Genomic DNA, 18,158 nt, shown 5'->3' with positions numbered 1-18,158 from the left:
CTTTTTCATCAAGGGGTTTGTTCATTATCAACAAATTCAGCAATTTTTTGGACCACACCAGGCTCAAGTTGTTCTAAAACAGAAGCTGCTTGTTCTAAAGCTGCATCATATTCATATTCACGGAATAATCTCTCTGCATTTTCTAAGCTTTGCGCCAAATCAGTATCATGACTGCGATAGCGATTACCATATTGGATTAGCTTTTCTACTAAATGCGCCTGTCCAATTAACTCCTGCGTCTTTTCAAATACACCGTTTACGATTGTATATGCTTCTTCTAACATGCTATTTACAGCATGCATATTTAGCGGTTTTAATTCTAACTGTCCATAAACACTTTGCATTGCCTCTTGTCCTCTTTGTAAATCTTCCATAATGATTTGTGGAAGACCTGGTAAATTAGACTTTTGCATAAAGCGTTTTGCTTCTACAATCATATGGCGCATTTCTTGTAATTTTTCACGTGCTTCAAACTCTTCCTTACGCATCGTTTGGAGCATCTCTTTATATTCTACATGAAGTACCTTCAATGTTTCACATTGCTCATAAATCTCTTCCAGTTCTTCACGAATAACAGAGAAGGCGATGTCTTGCTCCGCAATGCGTAGCTGTAATACTTCAAAGCGTTTCATTAAAATATGCATTTGTTTTTCAATCAACTTTTGTGACTCAATGTCTTTATCTTGCAATTGATAACTTTGTTTCACAAATTGCGTTTCAGATTTTGTCTCAATTGCTTTTTCATGAATTCCCTCTAAATCTTCATAAACAGTAACTGACTTTTTCTCTACATAATGCTTCGCATGTACTTCTTGTTCTAATTGATCATACAACGTATCCAGACGCTTTTTTAATCCTTCTATTTTCTCATTTGCTTCTGTTATATGAAGCTCTTCCAGATCAATCAGACATGTTTGTAGTTGTTTGTTCATTTCTCGTACTTCTTTAGGGATTTCTAAATGATTCAATACATATCCTTGTCTTTTCATATCATCATGACCTTGTAATAAATCATCTAATTGCACTGGTAATGTCGCTTGACACTCCACTAATAAATCCGGAACTTCATGGATGATCATTTCTAAGTTCGCTAATCCATCTTCTAAGCTTTTTACAATGTCACGCGCCTTTAAATAATCACCGTTCGCTGTTGCCTCGTCAAATTCTTGAAATTTTGCCTGTTCTATATCAAGTAACTCTTCAATTTTCTGTTCAGATTGTCCAAACATATGACGATGAGCGAGTACGCTCTTTTTCATACTACGATATGTATCACGTAAATCTTCAATTTCCGAACTATTTTTCTCATAGCTCTCTAGCAATTGTTGCAATTCATTTAACATCTCCGTAATGCGGTTATCTGCTTCATCTAAATCACGAATGGATTCACTCATCAAACGCTTTGCTTTTCGGAAGGAAAATTGTGAGGCTGATTTTTGGGCGCTTTCTAATGTTTTATCAGCTTTTGGCAGAAGGTTTGTAACAATTTCATCCCATTCTTCACGCCACTTTCCAAACAGTTCTTCTGTTTGTCCAGTCATATTTAAATCCTTTACCCGTTTCAATTCATCTGCAACAGGTTTATCTTTTATTTCTTGTTTCCACTGCTCAACTGCTTCAATATCTTTATATAAACGATTTCTTATCACGAGCTCTATCATGAGCAGCACTAAAATAGAGCTTACTACAATGATAACGATCGTTAGAATAGAATCCATGCAAAATAGCCTCCTACTTATATCTCTTTTTTTGTCCGTTCCGTTTATGAAATGGAAGGCATTATGTATAAAAGGGGAATCCCCTATATTTAACAACTGACAATGTACTAATCATACCATGTAATGACGTGTTTTTGACCTAGTTTTTTTTAAAATTTCATGTTTCTTTTGTTGTATCGGTAATATCGCTCCCAAAAAATTTATGGATTTTCTTTCATACATTTACAAATATTCACTGTAACACCTGTAATAAAGACATCTCTTCTCTATGCGATATAAAATAAATCGCTCTCGTTAACGCTGGTTCCACTTGTATAACGCTAATCCCATCTTTCACTGCCTGATTTACCGCAATTTCTGGCAATAACGTAACGCCAAGACCAGCTCGAACCATGGCAAGCATTGGTTCAGCGTATGATGTTTCTACTGCGATAGTGGGCTGAATTCCCATTCCTTTAAACGTTGTCATAATCATGTTTCTAATATCACAAATTTCCGGATAAATAATGAGTTTTTCATACTGTAAATCCTGTATTTGAATTGTACGTTCATCTTTATAAGCATGTTCATTCGAAACAACACACACAATATTCTCTCTGTTTATTTCTTTAACAAATTTAGCCTCTTCCACTTCCGAATCAATTAACATTGCATCAATTTTTCGCTCCCGAAATAATTCCATTAATACTTTCGTATGTTCAATTTTCCAATCTACTTCATATGTTTCTAATACACTCTTACATTTTGATATGTAATGAGCAGCCAAACTGGGCAATACCCCAATTGAAATCTTTTTCTTTTCTTGATACTCTTTCAGCTCTCTCTTCATACTATTTATTTGTTCTATAATCGGCTCAATCCGTTTTATAAATAGTTTACCAGCCTCTGTTAGTTCCACTCCTTGCGTGGACCGTTTTAATAACTTTACTTCTAAGCCTGCCTCTAATCTTTGAATTTGTTTACTGAGAGCTGGCTGTGAAATATGCAGACGTTTACTTGCTTTTGATAAACTTCTCGTATGTTTCACCTCAATAAACGATTGTACCGCTTCTAAATCCATCTCATATACACCTCTAACCAAAAGTTATAACCCCTATAACAAATCAATATTTCCTGTCTGCAAAAAATGAACGTTATACTCATCTCGTGCTTATTTTTATGAACTTACTATATCGAAAGAAGAAGGAGAAAGATACTCTTGGATAAAAAACAAATACTATTTGGTTCTCTTTTATGCTTACTTGCTGTAACAGCTTGGGGCTTTATGTTTCCGGTTATGGCCAGCGCTCTGGAATTTATAGACCCATTCTTTTTCACTACTTTTCGTTACGGATCGGCAGCTATCGTTTTTACCGTTCTTCTCTTCATAATTGAAGGGAAACGTGCTTTCCATTTAGAAAAACAAGCTTTATATTTGTTATTTTATGGTACAGTCGGTTTTGCCGGATACGGATTTCTTGTTTTTTATGGACAACAATTAGCAGGACCTTCAGGTGCAATTCACGCAGCCATGATTCAGTCTCTTATGCCTTTACTTGCCTTACTATTACAATGGGGCTTACAAAATAAAAAACCACAAAACTATACATTCCTTTGTATGTTTTGTGCGCTTATAGGCGTGCTACTTGTTATTTCAAAAGGCAATATTCATATGTTATTTGGAGCAGCAAGCCATATCTCAACAAACATATTTATGCTCTCTGGCGTTTTTTGCTGGGTTGTTTACACAAACGGCGGCTCTCATTTTCCAACTTGGTCGCCACTTCGTTATACAACACTCACCTGTTTATTTGGATCTATTTCGTTAGTTCTTACTGTTACTGTACTAACATATTTGAAAGTGATTTCTATACCTACATTCCATACGATCGCTACAGTGCGATTTGAACTATTGTATATGTCTATTATTGCTGGTGTGGTTGCAGTCTTTTGCTGGAACATGGGCAATCGCCTTATTTCATCTATTAACGGCATCTTATTTATGAATTTAGTCCCTGTGCTCGCACTAATAGGATCCATTTTTCGTGGCTATCAAGTTGAAAGAATTGAAGTAATAGGAGCGATCATTACAATTATCGCTTTACTATGCAACAACTTATGGCAACGAAAACGAGAGCGTATACAAGAAGAAATCACTTCTTGAAAAATACGCCATAAAATATCCCCACCTACAATATGGCGGGGGTATTTTACATATGAACCGCTCGCGGCAGAGGATAATACATATGTGTTACACATAATTTTTGTTCCATCCATTGCTCTACTTCTTTCGTATACATCTCCAAAAAGAATGTTTCTGATGGAAACGAATGTAGCACCTCTGATATATACTGCGGATATAAATACGGCATATTCATCATGCCCTTTAATTGCGTCATAAACATTGTAAAAGAAACCTTCTGAAACTCCTGCTGCATTTGTCCCTGCTTAATAATTTGCTCTATATAATATCTTTCTTTAGAAAAATAAACCGTCATCACTTCTCGAATTAACGTTGTATCAAGGGAGAGCTCTCTATAAAAGAATCGCGTAAGTTCCCTATGTTCAAACTGATAACGCAAAATCCCTCGTACAATTTGATTTATCACTTCTTTAGCTGGCAAGTACTCTCTTTGTTCAAACGACCTCTCAATTACCTCGATATATCCTTCTAAAAAATCCGTTATAAGCTGTTCTAATAAACCTTGCTTTCCAGCAAAATAATATGAAATATTAGCCACATTCACATCCGCCCGCTTTGCAATATCTCGCACCGATGTTCCATCGTACCCTTTCGTATTAAACAATGAAATTGCCGCATCAATTACCTTTTGTTTCGTCTGCTTCATGCGCTCACTTCCTCTCACTCTGAACAACTATAGTCTAAATTTCTTGACTTTTAAGACAAATTCCTTTAATTTTCTATCGACAAAGTCATATGAAATACAGCGTATTTTGCTATGATTTTACATTTCTCGATAGAAAGGATGACGTTTCCATGTTTACAAAAGAAAGTTATGCAGGATCACGTGAGCAGCAGTACGAAACAGTAATCAAACAACTCGATGCATTGTTAACGGGCGAATCAAATGTAGTCGCAAATTTAGCAAATGCCTCCGCACTACTTAATCAATTTTTAGAGCGCATTAACTGGGTTGGTTTTTATGTAACAGAAGGAAATCAACTTGTACTTGGGCCTTTTCAAGGAATGCCTGCGTGCGTGCGCATCCCATTTGGACGCGGCGTTTGCGGCGCAGCAGCGGAAACAAAAACAACGCAGCTTGTTGCTGATGTTCATCAATTCCCAGGACATATCGCTTGTGATAGCGCATCTAACTCTGAAATCGTTGTACCGATTATCAAAGAAGACAACGTCATTGGTGTATTAGATATCGATAGTCCTGAAAAAAATCGCTTCGACGAAGTAGATCAACACTACTTAGAAAAATTTGTGGAAACGCTCTTAAAACATATGTAAAAGATGAGAGCCATCAATCTCATAGATCGATGGCTCATTTTTTTATCCCGCTACTTTAGGGCAGTAATACTCCCACCTCAAAATTCGGCGGGAGCAAAGAAGTTAGGTGGAAGAAAAACTGCCCGTAAAGACCCGATTGGTGAGAGCTGATAATCAGTGGGGGGATGAAAAAAAAACCACTGATTAAAGTTTCACTTTATTCTCCGTTCACATGAGAAAATGTATTCGATAGCTTTTGCAGTGCATGCGCTAAATCTAGGGCAATATCCTCCCACGCTTCCAATCCAACAGACAGGCGTATTAAATTATCAGAAATACCCATTTCATGGCGAACCTCTGCCGGAATAACAGCATGTGTCATCGTTGCTGGATGCTGCACTAACGTCTCTGTATCTCCAAGGCTCACCGCAATTGTAATAAAATTCAACTCATTCATAAATGCCTGCGCTTCTTCTTTTCCACCTTTAATCGTAAATGAAATCACGCCACCCCCGCGCTTCATTTGGGAAGATGCGATTTCTCCTTCTGGATACCATACCGATTCAATACTTTCGTGATGTTTCAAAAACTCTACCACTTTTTCTGCATTATCACAGTGCCGATCCATTCTTACAGCTAACGTCTTTAAACCACGAAGCAAGAGCCATGCATCAAAAGGCGCCATAATTCCGCCAATATCTTTTCGAATCGGACGAATTTGTTCAGCTAGCTCCTTCGTTTTACAAATCGTCACACCCGCAACAACGTCTCCATGCCCACCAATATATTTTGTCGCACTATGGAGAACAACATCACACCCGAGTGTAAGAGGCGTTTGTAAATAAGGTGAGCAAAATGTATTATCGACAATGACAAGCAGTTCATTTTGTTTTGCCACTTTGATAACCTTTTCTAAATCGATGAGCTTCATTGTCGGATTAATTGGCGTTTCAACAAATATCAATTTTGTATTCGGACGAATTTTTTCCTGAATCTCTTCTTCTGTTTCCATATCACATAATGAATGTGTAATCATAAATTTCTCTTCTAGTACTTCTAAAAAACCGTACGTACATCCATACAAACCATTCGAGCAAATAATATGATCTCCAGCACGTAAAAATGCGAGAAGTGTCGCCGAGATCGCTGCCATTCCAGAACCGAACGCTAGCGCCGATTCTCCTCCTTCTAAAACAGCCATACGCTCCTCAAACAATTCCACAGTCGGATTTCCAAGTCTTGAATAAATGTAAGATGGATCCTGCCCAGCGAAACTTGCTTCGCCTTGCTGCGCTGTTTCAAATGTATACGTTGAAGTTTGAAATAGCGGTGGTGTTAAACTCCCTTTGTGCATTTTAGAATCATACCCGTGATGAATAAGTGCTGTTTCTATCTGTTTCTTTTTCATACAAACATCCCCCTTATACTTCTATAATATGTAAGCGTTTTCTCTCTGTTGCTATCCTTTCTTTCATACTGTTTCGAATTCCTTCTTGCAATTTCCAAACTTTACATGTATAAAACAAAATGGAAACTCGCTTGACGAAATTCCAGCAAAAAGATATAATAGCGTTTGTGTAAAATAAAAAGGCAGCCTTGTAATGTGAGTTTATTGTTTGTATTTTGTTCCTCCATTTTGAGGTGTATCTCGTAACTCCCTGCTGCTGGAGCGAAGGTACATGAAAACAAAATGCGCATAAATGTCGATTACGTCTGTTTTTATTTTACGAAAATAAAAACACTAAAGGAGGAGTCAACTATGGCTCGTTATACAGGTCCAGCTTGGAAACTGTCTCGTCGTCTTGGAATCTCTCTAAGCGGCACAGGTAAAGAATTAGAAAAACGCCCTTACGCACCAGGTCCTCACGGTCCGAACCAACGTAAGAAACTTTCAGAATACGGTTTACAATTACAAGAGAAACAAAAACTTCGTCACATGTACGGCATGACTGAGCGTCAATTCCGTCGCACATTTGACCAAGCAGGTAAAATGCCAGGTAAACACGGCGAAAACTTCATGATCCTTCTTGAAGCTCGTCTTGACAACCTAGTTTACCGCATGGGCTTAGCTCGCACTCGTCGTGCAGCTCGCCAATTAGTAAACCACGGCCACATCATGGTAGATGGCGCTCGCGTAGACATCCCATCTTACCGCGTAAAACCTGGTCAAACTATCAGCGTTCGCGAAAAATCTAACAACCTTGTTGTTGTTAAAGAAGCGATCGAAGTTAACAACTTCGTACCAGAATACTTAACTTTCGATGCTGATAAATTAGAAGCTACTTTCACTCGCTTACCAGAGCGCGCTGAATTAGCTGCTGAAATCAACGAAGCATTAATCGTAGAGTTCTACTCTCGTTAATGACGAAAAGCCAATCCTTTTGGATTGGCTTTTTTCGTTCTTATAGTACTAAAAAAAGGATGATAAAGAAAGCCAGCAGCTATCCTTATCATCCTTTTTAACCTTCTCTTATATATAAAAAAATTATTTATCTTCTTGTTTTTCCACATATACATAAGCATCTTTTGGATTTGTATGTATATCACCTTTCGTATTCTCTGCAAGCTGACTCGCATTTAGCAAAGAAAAGATGATGAGCGCTTCTAGTGACATTTTGTTTTACCACTCCTTTCGTCCAATGTATTATATACATTCATTATAACGCTTACATGTGATTTCCGTATGAACATGAAAAGAAGATTAAAACAAAAAAGCTTTGAGATTGTTGAAAAAGAAGAATTAATGATGATGTAGGTTGATGGGAAAATAGTAAATGAAATTTTATCGGCGGAAGTTGGAATATATCGACTATTTCTTGAAATATATCGGCGATTTTTTGAATATATCAACGTTTCGACAAAGGATATCGGCACTCCGACAAATAATGACAAAAACAGCAGTCTGCTAGGTCCTGTTTCTCAGCACGCTAAAAAAAGCTTTGAGGAGTCCTTCTCCTCAAAGCTTTTTTTAATTAGTAACGAATTAAGAAATATTTCTTCTTACCACGGCGAATAATTGTAAATTTACCTTCAATGCGGTCATTTTCTGTTACAACATAGTCTAGTGCTTGTGTACGCTCACCATTTACATAAATCGCACCATTTGTTACATCCTCACGAGCTTGACGTTTTGATGGTGAAATTTTGCTTTCCACAAGTAAGTCGATTAATCCTGTATCTTCTGCACTGCGTTCTACAGATGGTACGTCTTTGAAACCTTGTTCAATTTCACTTGCAGTTAGATCAGCTACAGAACCGCTAAATAATGCTGCAGAAATTTTAATTGCTTGCTCTAATGCCTCTTCGCCGTGGACAAGTTTTGTCATTTCAGAAGCTAATGCTTTTTGCGCTGCACGTTTTTCTGGTGCTTCAGCTACTTGTTTTTCTAGCTCAAGAATTTCTTCATGAGATAAGAATGTGAAGTATTTTAAGTATTTTACAACATCGCGGTCATCTGTGTTGATCCAGAACTGGTAGAACTCGTAAGGCGTTGTTTTTTCTGGGTCTAACCAAATTGCACCGCCTTCTGTTTTACCAAACTTCGTACCATCAGATTTTGTAACAAGTGGAATTGTTAAACCGAATGCTTTCGCATCTTCTTCTGATTTACGAATTAATTCAAGACCTGCTGTAATGTTACCCCATTGGTCACTACCACCAATTTGCAAGCGGCAACCATGTTGTTGGTATAAGTTTAAGAAATCGTATGATTGTAAAATCATGTAACTAAATTCAGTAAATGAAATACCCGTCTCTAAACGAGATGCTACTGTATCTTTTGCTAACATATAGTTTAAACCGAAGTTTTTACCGATGTCGCGTAAGAATGTAATCACATCTAAGTTTCCAAGCCAGTCATAGTTATTTGCCATCGTTGCTGGGTTTTCTACATTTTCAAACTCTAAGAAGTTTGAAAGCTGATTTTTAATACTTTCTGTGTAGTAAGCAACTGTATCTTTTGTATTTAATGTACGCTCTGCTTTTTTACCACTTGGGTCGCCAATCATTCCTGTACCACCACCAACAAGTGCAATCGGTTGATGACCAGCTAATTGGAAGCGACGTAACATTAATACTGGTAGCATATGACCGATGTGTAAGCTGTCTGCTGTTGGGTCAAAACCACAGTATAGTTTTACACTTTCTTTTTCTAATAATTGTTCTAAACCTTCAGCATCTGTTTGCTGATTAATTAGTCCGCGAAATTCAAGATCTTGTAAAATACCCATATCCTACATACTCTCCTTTAAATTTATCGTGCGTGAAATGTGAAAACATAAAAAAATCGTCCCTCAAATAAGGGACGATTTTGATCATCGCGTTACCACCCTAGTTGCAAGCAAAAGCCTGCCACCTCATTCACATAACGGCTCAGCACCGTCTTTTCCCTTTTGAATACAATTCAATCGAAAAAAGATGCTCTAGGGGCGTAATTCGCGATCATCTATGTGCTGATTTCCACCGACCATCAGCTCTCTAAAACAGGGAAATGATCACTACTTCTCCCTTTCCACGCTCAATTATTTATATACTTTTCTTTATATCATTATTTGTATGGGCGTGTCAAATAGAGGTGGAATTTCTCTCCCTACCAATCCTTTACAACGTCGCAATGAATATCGTAATAAGAGAGAAAATTGGTATACCAACTAATAACGAAATATGAAAAACAATTGATAAATCATTTCCGATTGTTGCTTCTACAGGATCTTTCGCTGGAGAGGCAAGGAATCCAAGTAATCGATCAAAGCGACTTATCGTTTGTGGAAAATCCGGTACTTCTACATGATCACTATCTAAATGTTGCTTTAATTTATATTCATTCTTAAAGGGATTTTCACTCAATTTCATCCACCTCCAGCAATTGTTTCAATTTCTTTATACCATTGTGAAGTCTCGATTTCACTGTCCCTACAGGAATATCTAAAACCTCTGCAATTTCTTTTTGCGGCATATCATGATAATAAGAAAGAATAAGGACAGCTCGCTGCTCTTCAGGAACTTTCAAAATTGCTTCTCTTACCGTGAGCCGGTCTTCTTGTGAAAACTCCTTTTCCTGAATCGGCACTAAAAATGGTAAAAGAGAACTCCACTTCTTTCTTCTATTCAATTTATTAATCATAAGACGGTAGCCAATTTGAAATAAATACATTTTAATTTTTCCTTTTTCGATTTCATACATATGCTTCTTACGTTCCAACGTCAAAAACGTATCTTGCACGAGGTCTATACTTAATTGTTCATCTCGGTTAAAGCGATACAAAAATGTATATAGCGCTGGTTTCATTAAAACATATAGTTTTTCTCCCGCTTGCCTATCTCCATTTTGATACGCAAGCATGAGCTCCTCCTCAATCCCAATCTGCGCCATGTTTTTTGATCTCCTTTATTCCTTTTAACGTTAATGAAATGCGGGAAATTAAATATCCACTTGCTACAATAATCCATACTTGTGATTGATTCGTAAAAAATTGAACATAAGGGTTTTGAATTGTAGATCCACTTGAAACTAAAATGTTTAATACTTGTACACATATGCATGCATACACTGCAAGACAGACAGAAATTGTATCAAATACATTCCATCGAAAATACACTTTTGTTTTTGTAAAATCGATTTTGTTTCCCTTTTTCCGTACAATATATTTTCTATCAAATGGAATAATAATTGAAAACATAACAATCATTATAACTCCAGCTGTAATCATTGAAACTTTAAATCCAATTGCCATAGGCAATAACATACCACAAGAAAATACAACTATAATTCCAAGTGAAGCAAACATAAGAATCCATTTATTAGACATATAAAACGCCTCCTCCATCTATTTTTTCATAAATGTATACAGACGGGGAAGGCGCTTCGTTCAAATATTATTTTATTTTTTTAATTATCTTCGCAGGATTTCCACCAACTACTACATTATCAGGCACATCTTTCGTTACAACTGCCCCAGAAGCAACAACTGCATTATCTCCAATTGTAACACCGGGATTAATAATTGCTCTCCCACCTATCCAAACGTTATTCCCAATTGTTACTGGCTTCCCAAATTCTTTGCCACTGATACGTTCCATTGGATCAAGCGGGTGTGTTGCCGTATAAATGTGAACCCCTGGAGCTAGCATACAGTTCTTACCGATTGTTACAGGACATACATCTAAAATCACGCAATCAAAATTTGCGTAAAAGTTTTCTCCGACATGAATGTTATAGCCGTAATCACATTTGAAAGAAGATTCAATATGAATATTATCTCCTGTCGTTCCAAATAGTTCTTTTACGACTCTGCTACGTTCTTCATATTTTGTTTCTGGCGTTTCATTTAACTTTCTTGTTAATATGCGAGCCTGCTCCCTCCCTTGTACTAATACTGGATCAGCAGGTATGTACATTTCTCCCTGAATCATCTTTTCTTTTTCTGTTTTCATTTTATTCTCCCCTTCAAACTCATATATATATAAGTTAGCTATTCCCTATGATAACACAAAAAAGAAAGGTCTGAACGTATACTTAGTTCAGACCTTTCTTTTTTAATCTTCCATTGTTGATAAATCGCCTGTCGGTAAGTTTAGCTCCCATGCTTTTAACACGCGGCGCATAATTTTACCACTTCTCGTTTTCGGTAATTTATCTCGGAATTCAATTTGTCTTGGCGCCGCATGAGCTGCAAGGCCCTTTTTCACAAATTGACGGATATCTTCTTTTAATTCATCAGATGCTTCATATCCCGCGCGCAGTGCAATAAACGCTTTAATAATTTCACCGCGTACTGGGTCTGGAATACCAATTACACCCGCTTCTGCTACTGCAGCGTGTTCAATTAATTTACTTTCTACTTCAAATGGTCCAACGCGCTCACCAGACGTCATGATTACATCATCAATACGCCCTTGGAACCAGAAGTATCCATCTTCATCCATATATGCAGAGTCACCTGATACATACCAATCGCCTGGCATGAAGTAAGACTCATATTTTTGTGGGTTATTCCAAACTGCACGCATCATCGCTGGCCATCCCTTAGCAATCGCTAAATTACCCATTGTATATGGCGGCACTTCATTTCCTTCATTATCAACAATTGCCGCCTTCACACCTGGAATTGGTTTTCCCATTGATCCTGGGCGAATTTCCATACAAGGATAGTTACAGATCACTTGTCCTCCTGTTTCTGTCATCCACCATGTATCATGAATGCGAAGACCGAATGCATTCATTCCCCAGCGAATGACTTCTGGGTTTAACGGTTCCCCAACACTTAGTACGTGACGGAGTGCTGATAAGTCGTACTTCTTAATCGCTCCTTCGCCCGCTCCCATCAGCATACGAAATGCTGTTGGTGCACTATACCAAACTGTTACACCGTAATCTTGCAATGCTTCGTACCATGCCTCTGGACTAAAACGTCCTCCTAAAACGACATTTGATCCACCTACTAACCACGGTGCAAAAATACCGTAAGCTGTTCCTGTTACCCAGCCTGGATCAGCTGTGCACCAATATACATCGTCTTCTTTTAAATCAAGCACCCATTTTGCCGTTTGATAGTGTTGCACCATCGCATTTTGTGCATGAAGGACACCTTTTGGTTTCCCAGTAGAGCCTGACGTATAATGAAGGATTAATCCATCTTCACGATCTAACCATTCAATTTGCAGCTTATTAGAAGCTTGTTCAAATAATGGATTAAATGCGACAAGCTTTCCGCCCTCTTCTACATTCTCTCCAACAAGAAAGACTGTTTTTAATGCTGGTAAATCATTTAATGGTACACGCTCTAGCAATTCAGGTGTTGTAATTAACACCTTTGCTTCGCTATCTTCTAAGCGATCGCGTACCGCGCCTTCCATAAATGCTTCAAATAGAGGACCCACAATCGCACCTAATTTCACCGCACCAAGGAGTGCGAAATATAATTCTGGTGAACGCGGCATGAAAATAAAAACGCGATCTCCTTTTTCGACATCACCATAGTTTTTTAGGACATTTCCCGCTTTATTGGAGAATTCCTTCATTTCTTTAAATGTATATTTCTCTTTACGCGATCCATCTTGATAATAAAGCGCTACTTTATTCTTCCGATCAGATTTCGCATGTTTATCAATTGCTTCATATGCCATATTTACTCGACCAGTTTCATACCAAGAAAAGTTTTTATTCACCTCTTCCCAGTTAAAACCCGCATATGTTTCTTCATAGTTCAACAAATTATTTTCTCCTTTAATGACAGGAAGCGTTTCCACTTTCATACTTTACATCCCCCTCCTATGTATTCTATTATCTATTATAATAATATTATTTAAAATTTTCAGTATATTTGTTGATTTTTAGACAAATTTTTACTGACAAAATTCGATTCACATCGCATATATTATAAAGTACGATAGTTTGTAGATTCACAAACCCTCAAGGTGGTGAGCAAAACATTGATTCATAAAAAAATATATAATGCACGAAATTTAAAAACGGCAAGAAGTACTTTAATCATTGAAGGCCCAGTATCTACACATAATCTCGAAATGTATGAATTTCACCCAGACTTAGTTGCATTTCGCCCTGCTGATCAACAATATAAAGCAATTGTCGAAATTTCTAAGTTACCCGAAGCTCGTCTCATTATTGCGAGACAAGACCAAACAATTGTAGGATATGTTACATACTTATATCCCGATCCGCTAGAAAGATGGTCAGAAGGAAAGATGGAGAATTTAATTGAACTCGGGGCAATTGAAGTTATCCCAGCGTTCCGTGGATGCTCAGTTGGAAAAAATCTATTAGAAGTTTCTATGATGGATGACCATATGGAAGATTATATTATATTAACGACTGAATATTATTGGCACTGGGATTTAAAACAAACTGGTTTGAATGTTTGGGAATACCGCAAAGTGATGGAAAAGATGATGAATGCTGGTGGATTAGAATGGATGGCAACAGATGATCCAGAAATTTGTTCTCATCCCGCTAACTGCTTAATGGTTCGCATTGGTAAACGCGTTGATACAAACTCCATCCAAGCATTTGACCGTTTACGCTTTCAAAATCGTTTTATGTATTAAGAAGGGGGGCATATAAAGTGATTGTAGAAGAAATTATGAATCATGACGTGATTACGCTGCGTCCAGATGACACAATTGAAACCGCAATCCGTACAATACGTACAAAAGGCATTCGTCACATTCCAATTGTTGGTCATAACAACAACGTAGTCGGTATTATTTCTGACCGTGACGTACGTGATGCAAGTCCATCTATTCTCGATGAAGAAGTGTCACTGGATATGCTTAAGCAGCCAATTCAATTAATTATGAAACAACCTGTAATGACATGCCATCCGCTTGATTTTGTTGAGGAAATTGCAACACTATTTTTTGAAAATAAAATTGGTTGTCTTCCTGTTACAAAAGGCGGGAAACTTGTTGGAATTATATCGGAATCCACAGTATTGCATACACTCGTGAAACTAACAGGTGCCCATCAGCCAAGTTCACAAATTGAAATTCAAGTAAAAAATGAACCTGGTATTCTAGGAAAAGTAGTTGCTATTTTTAGTGAATTACACATTAATATTGTAAGCGTTCTTGTCTATCCAGCAAAAGATGAGAATGAGAAAGTACTCGTTTTCCGTATTCAAACGATGAATCCACTAAGAGTGATTGAAGCGTTAGAGAAAAAAGGCTATCATGTTTTATGGCCAAATATTATGGGGATGCAGGCATGAAGAGCGCCTTCATCTATTCAGATGATTTTCAGGGCTATTCCTTTAGCCCTGAACACCCTTTTAATCAGCTTCGCGTAACACTCACCTATGATTTATTAGTAAAGAGTGGATTCATTCATCCATCTCAAGTCATTCCACCGCGAATGGCGACGGATGAGGAAATTGCTTTCATTCATACGGAGGAATACATAAATGCGGTAAAACGTGCTGGAGAAGGAAAATTAGAACAATCAATCGCTATGTCATACGGCCTTGGAACAGAAGATACACCGATGTTTCCAAATATGCATGAAGCGAGTGCGTTGCTTGTTGGTGGTACATTAACAGCTGTAGATGCTGTCCTGTCAGGTAAAGTAAAGCACGCATTAAATTTAGGCGGTGGACTGCACCACGGATTCCGGGGCAAAGCATCTGGCTTTTGCATTTATAACGATAGCTCGATTGCTATAAAATATATGCAGAAAAAATATGGACTGCGCGTTTTATATATCGATACAGATGCTCATCACGGCGATGGTGTACAATGGTCTTTTTATGATGACCCTAACGTCTGCACGATCTCCCTACATGAAACTGGGCGCTATTTATTCCCTGGAACCGGTGCTGTAAATGAGCGTGGTCAAGGCGGTGGCTATAGTTATTCTTTTAACGTGCCACTCGATGCGTTTACAGAAGATGGATCTTTTTTACAATCGTATCGCACAGTTGTAAAAGAAGTAGCAGCTTACTTTAAACCGGATATCATTTTAACGCAAAACGGTGCCGATGCACATTATTACGACCCTCTTACTCACCTTTGTGCAACGATGCAAATTTATCGTGAAATTCCAAAACTTGCACATGAAATCGCTAATGAATACTGCGATGGACGCTGGATTGCCGTTGGCGGTGGCGGCTACGACATATGGCGCGTCGTACCAAGAGCATGGGCACTCATTTGGCTTGAAATGAACGACATCCAAAACATCTCAGGTTATCTCCCTCCAGAATGGATTGAAGCTTGGAAAGGACAAGCACCTATCGATCTCCCTCTTACATGGGAAGATCCTAACAACATGTATAACCCCATCCCTAGAAAACCAGAAATTGAAGAAAAAAATGCGTTAACAGTGGCAAAATGCCTTGAAATTATTCGGAATAATACAAAAAAAGCTTTATATTAAATGATAAGAATAGGGGGTTTTCTCCTATTCTTATTTTATGGAGGTGAATAATCATGTGGAAACAACAGCTCTTACATACAAAACGCGGTATTTTTGAAATTTTTATAAAAGGCAGTGGTGAACCACTATGCGTTACACATCATTACTCCGAATTTAACAAATCCGGTGATTATTTTGCTGAAAGCTTTACTTCTACTCATCAAGTATTTCTTATTAATTTAAGAGACGCTGGTCATTCTGCAAAAGCTACAAAAGAAAATGAATTAAGCATGAGCGAAACAGTTGAAGATTTAGAAGCAATCAAAGAATCACTACACCTTTCAACCTGGCATTTCGCCGGACATTCTACAGGTGGTATGCTTGGAATTCTATACGCTATTACCTATCCTGATTCCTTGCAATCCTTAGTTGTTGTCGGTACTGCTGCTAGTAACTATACAGAAACACCCAATTCTATTTACCACCCTGACCATCCACAATTTCAATATATGCAAGACATCATCGAAGAATTAAAACTCCCACATCTTACAACTGAAGAGCGAAGTGTATTATCAACCAAACGAACAAAATTATCTTTATATGAGCCCGAACACTATGAAATATATTTTTCAAAACCTATTTATAAAACAATGGCAGCAAGTCGGATGAATGCTTTTGCTAAAGAGTACCCACAATTTGATTTAAGACACCAACTTTCATCTATCGCAGTAAAAACATTAATTATTTGCGGGAAACACGACGTTCAGTGCCCATTGGAATATTCAATAGAGATACACAAAGGTATACCTAACTCTATCTTTATTCCATTTGAGTACAGCAACCATTATCCTTTTTTAGAAGAAAGCAGTCGTTTTGCGTCTATCCTTGAAACTTTCTATAAATCATTACAAAATAAAAGCAGCAAGTACTAAATCACTTGCTGCTTTTGTAAATCTCTTCTTTATTTCGCTACAAACGTAACCTGATTTGCAGTTGCCCAGCCGTTCATCGGTACAACCGTATATTTCTTACCTGACTCCAATGTAGCACCATTTTGTAAATCAAAGATTCCTACTGCTCCTTTTCGAGAAGTAAAACGATATTGTGCTTCTAGTTTCTTTCCATCTTCACCTTGTAATTCTACTTTTCGTCCAGCAAATAGTTCCATATTTGGATCGTTCTCTAACGTGATTTGAATTGATTTATTATCTATCGCTTCTGCACTTTGAAGTACAAGTGGAGCAATTGTTTCTGCAGTAAAAGTTGGATTTTTAACTGTTGCCCAATCAGAAGTTATTGTATACGTCATACCTGGTTGTAATGTTTGACCAGCAGGTAGTCGAAACTTCGGTGCTTGTCTGCCATCTGCCGCTTGTGTAAATGGAACATACCCTGCTACAATTTGTTCCCCTCCACTTGATGTAATCGTTAGCTTTCGATCACGTAAGGAAGAAATAATTTGATATTGTTTTCCCTCTTTATCTTTATTTTCTTCATCTAATTGAAACGCTTGATTTCCTCGCCCTGCTTTATACGCTTCAATAATATTTGCATAATCTGTCACACCATCTTCTAAAAAGGATTCAATTTGAAACGTATCATTCGTCACTTGTTTTGCTTGACGAACATTAATTTTTTCCGTACTTGCCTCAAATTTTTCTTTTTTTCCACCTTTATAACTTACTTTATATTTTGTTCCTGGTTTTTGAACTGTAACAGGTACAATATATGTACTTGTAGCTCCCGTTTTCAATCGTGGTACATTCACAATTTCTAAGCCATTATCAAATACAAAATTTTTCTTAATCGCCTCTAAATTTTCTGGCTTTACCTCTTCTTCTGATAAAGTTTTAGAAAATGTTAGTTGTAATGTCATTGCGTTTAATGACTGTAATTTTGTAATCTGTGCTTTTTGCTGCTTCTTTTCTTTTTTCGCTTCTTGTTTTGTCTCCTGCTTTGCTTCTGCTTTTGTTTCCCCTTGCACACAACCTGTTACCATTACTGTAAATCCAATCATCGCTGGTACTAAAAATTTTATTTTTTTCATCCTCATCAAACCTCCAAATAATTATTTTTCTTTCAGATTCAATCATCTAATACATAACAGATAACAGTTTCCTCAAATCACTTTATCTGT

Annotated in this window: 19 protein-coding genes and 1 other annotated feature; of the genes, 7 read left to right on the top strand and 12 right to left on the bottom strand. The window is 37.4% G+C overall.

Translation table 11 applies throughout. From position 1 onward, the window contains the following. Positions 1–8: 8 nt before the first annotated feature. Both ezrA and AC1M36_RS04940 read right to left on the bottom strand, forming a co-directional pair. Entirely contained in the window at positions 9–1,718 is a 1,710-nt protein-coding gene (gene ezrA / locus AC1M36_RS04945; protein ID WP_479845624.1) for a septation ring formation regulator EzrA, read from the bottom strand. A 232-nt stretch (positions 1,719–1,950) separates the two neighbouring features. After that, positions 1,951–2,778: a LysR family transcriptional regulator gene (locus AC1M36_RS04940; protein ID WP_336450631.1), complete on the bottom strand. Its 828-nt coding sequence runs from the start codon at positions 2,776–2,778 to the stop codon at positions 1,951–1,953. Between the two features lie 138 nt (positions 2,779–2,916). On the opposite strand from AC1M36_RS04940, the gene AC1M36_RS04935 reads away from it, so the two are divergent. Continuing rightward, complete coding sequence (locus AC1M36_RS04935; protein WP_336450386.1) at positions 2,917–3,861, top strand: DMT family transporter; 945 nt, start codon at positions 2,917–2,919, stop codon at positions 3,859–3,861. A 46-nt stretch (positions 3,862–3,907) separates the two neighbouring features. Here AC1M36_RS04935 and refZ read toward each other — a convergent pair whose 3' ends face one another. Further along, the gene (gene refZ / locus AC1M36_RS04930; RefSeq protein WP_336450387.1) at positions 3,908–4,546 is read right to left on the bottom strand and encodes a forespore capture DNA-binding protein RefZ; all 639 of its coding nucleotides are present in this window, start codon (positions 4,544–4,546) and stop codon (positions 3,908–3,910) included. A 149-nt stretch (positions 4,547–4,695) separates the two neighbouring features. Here refZ and AC1M36_RS04925 point away from each other — a divergent pair, with 149 nt between their 5' ends. Further along, a complete protein-coding gene (locus tag AC1M36_RS04925; RefSeq protein ID WP_479845623.1) occupies positions 4,696–5,175 on the top strand; it encodes a GAF domain-containing protein in 480 nt (159 codons plus the stop codon). Positions 5,176–5,371: 196 nt separating this feature from the next. Here AC1M36_RS04925 and megL read toward each other — a convergent pair whose 3' ends face one another. Further along, positions 5,372–6,562 carry a methionine gamma-lyase gene (megL, locus tag AC1M36_RS04920; RefSeq protein WP_336450389.1) on the bottom strand — a complete coding sequence of 397 codons (1,191 nt, stop codon included), beginning with the start codon at positions 6,560–6,562 and terminating at the stop codon, positions 5,372–5,374. Between the two features lie 351 nt (positions 6,563–6,913). On the opposite strand from megL, the gene rpsD reads away from it, so the two are divergent. Next, positions 6,914–7,516 (top strand): 30S ribosomal protein S4, encoded by a 603-nt coding sequence (rpsD, locus tag AC1M36_RS04915; RefSeq protein ID WP_003201150.1) that lies wholly within the window; start codon positions 6,914–6,916, stop codon positions 7,514–7,516. Between the two features lie 123 nt (positions 7,517–7,639). Here rpsD and AC1M36_RS04910 read toward each other — a convergent pair whose 3' ends face one another. From AC1M36_RS04910 to acsA, 7 genes are all read right to left on the bottom strand, one after another. Further along, on the bottom strand, positions 7,640–7,768 hold the full coding sequence (locus AC1M36_RS04910) for a transporter (protein ID WP_336450390.1): 129 nt from the start codon (positions 7,766–7,768) through the stop codon (positions 7,640–7,642). Between the two features lie 358 nt (positions 7,769–8,126). Continuing rightward, entirely contained in the window at positions 8,127–9,383 is a 1,257-nt protein-coding gene (tyrS, locus tag AC1M36_RS04905; protein WP_336450391.1) for a tyrosine--tRNA ligase, read from the bottom strand. Between the two features lie 67 nt (positions 9,384–9,450). Then, positions 9,451–9,676: a binding site (T-box leader), on the bottom strand. Positions 9,677–9,753: 77 nt separating this feature from the next. After that, the gene (locus tag AC1M36_RS04900; protein WP_336450392.1) at positions 9,754–9,999 is read right to left on the bottom strand and encodes a hypothetical protein; all 246 of its coding nucleotides are present in this window, start codon (positions 9,997–9,999) and stop codon (positions 9,754–9,756) included. Next, positions 9,992–10,525: an RNA polymerase sigma factor gene (locus tag AC1M36_RS04895; RefSeq protein WP_479845622.1), complete on the bottom strand. Its 534-nt coding sequence runs from the start codon at positions 10,523–10,525 to the stop codon at positions 9,992–9,994. The genes AC1M36_RS04900 and AC1M36_RS04895 overlap by 8 nt, the downstream gene beginning before the upstream one ends. Then, positions 10,506–10,961 (bottom strand): hypothetical protein, encoded by a 456-nt coding sequence (locus AC1M36_RS04890; RefSeq protein WP_336450394.1) that lies wholly within the window; start codon positions 10,959–10,961, stop codon positions 10,506–10,508. The genes AC1M36_RS04895 and AC1M36_RS04890 overlap by 20 nt, the downstream gene beginning before the upstream one ends. A gap of 67 nt (positions 10,962–11,028) precedes the next feature. Further along, on the bottom strand, positions 11,029–11,586 hold the full coding sequence (locus AC1M36_RS04885; RefSeq protein ID WP_336450395.1) for a maltose acetyltransferase domain-containing protein: 558 nt from the start codon (positions 11,584–11,586) through the stop codon (positions 11,029–11,031). A gap of 102 nt (positions 11,587–11,688) precedes the next feature. Next, entirely contained in the window at positions 11,689–13,407 is a 1,719-nt protein-coding gene (acsA, locus tag AC1M36_RS04880; protein ID WP_336450396.1) for an acetate--CoA ligase, read from the bottom strand. Between the two features lie 177 nt (positions 13,408–13,584). On the opposite strand from acsA, the gene acuA reads away from it, so the two are divergent. Genes acuA through AC1M36_RS04860 form a run of 4 tightly spaced genes read left to right on the top strand, consistent with a single transcriptional unit; the run spans position 13,585 to position 16,953 of the window. Further along, on the top strand, positions 13,585–14,217 hold the full coding sequence (gene acuA / locus AC1M36_RS04875) for an acetoin utilization protein acetyltransferase AcuA (RefSeq protein ID WP_336450397.1): 633 nt from the start codon (positions 13,585–13,587) through the stop codon (positions 14,215–14,217). Between the two features lie 17 nt (positions 14,218–14,234). Further along, the gene (locus tag AC1M36_RS04870; RefSeq protein WP_336450398.1) at positions 14,235–14,879 is read left to right on the top strand and encodes an acetoin utilization AcuB family protein; all 645 of its coding nucleotides are present in this window, start codon (positions 14,235–14,237) and stop codon (positions 14,877–14,879) included. After that, the gene (locus tag AC1M36_RS04865; RefSeq protein WP_336450399.1) at positions 14,876–16,042 is read left to right on the top strand and encodes an acetoin utilization protein AcuC; all 1,167 of its coding nucleotides are present in this window, start codon (positions 14,876–14,878) and stop codon (positions 16,040–16,042) included. The genes AC1M36_RS04870 and AC1M36_RS04865 overlap by 4 nt, the downstream gene beginning before the upstream one ends. Positions 16,043–16,095: 53 nt before the next feature. After that, positions 16,096–16,953, top strand: coding sequence for an alpha/beta fold hydrolase (locus tag AC1M36_RS04860; protein ID WP_336450400.1), 858 nt, complete (start codon positions 16,096–16,098; stop codon positions 16,951–16,953). A 29-nt stretch (positions 16,954–16,982) separates the two neighbouring features. Here the strand turns inward: AC1M36_RS04860 and AC1M36_RS04855 are convergent, their stop codons facing one another. Continuing rightward, entirely contained in the window at positions 16,983–18,068 is a 1,086-nt protein-coding gene (locus AC1M36_RS04855; RefSeq protein WP_336450401.1) for a hypothetical protein, read from the bottom strand. Positions 18,069–18,158: the final 90 nt, after the last annotated feature.

Source organism: Bacillus sp. Medicinal_06 (genome assembly GCF_056711665.1).
This window is presented reverse-complemented; position numbering and strand designations above follow the sequence as displayed.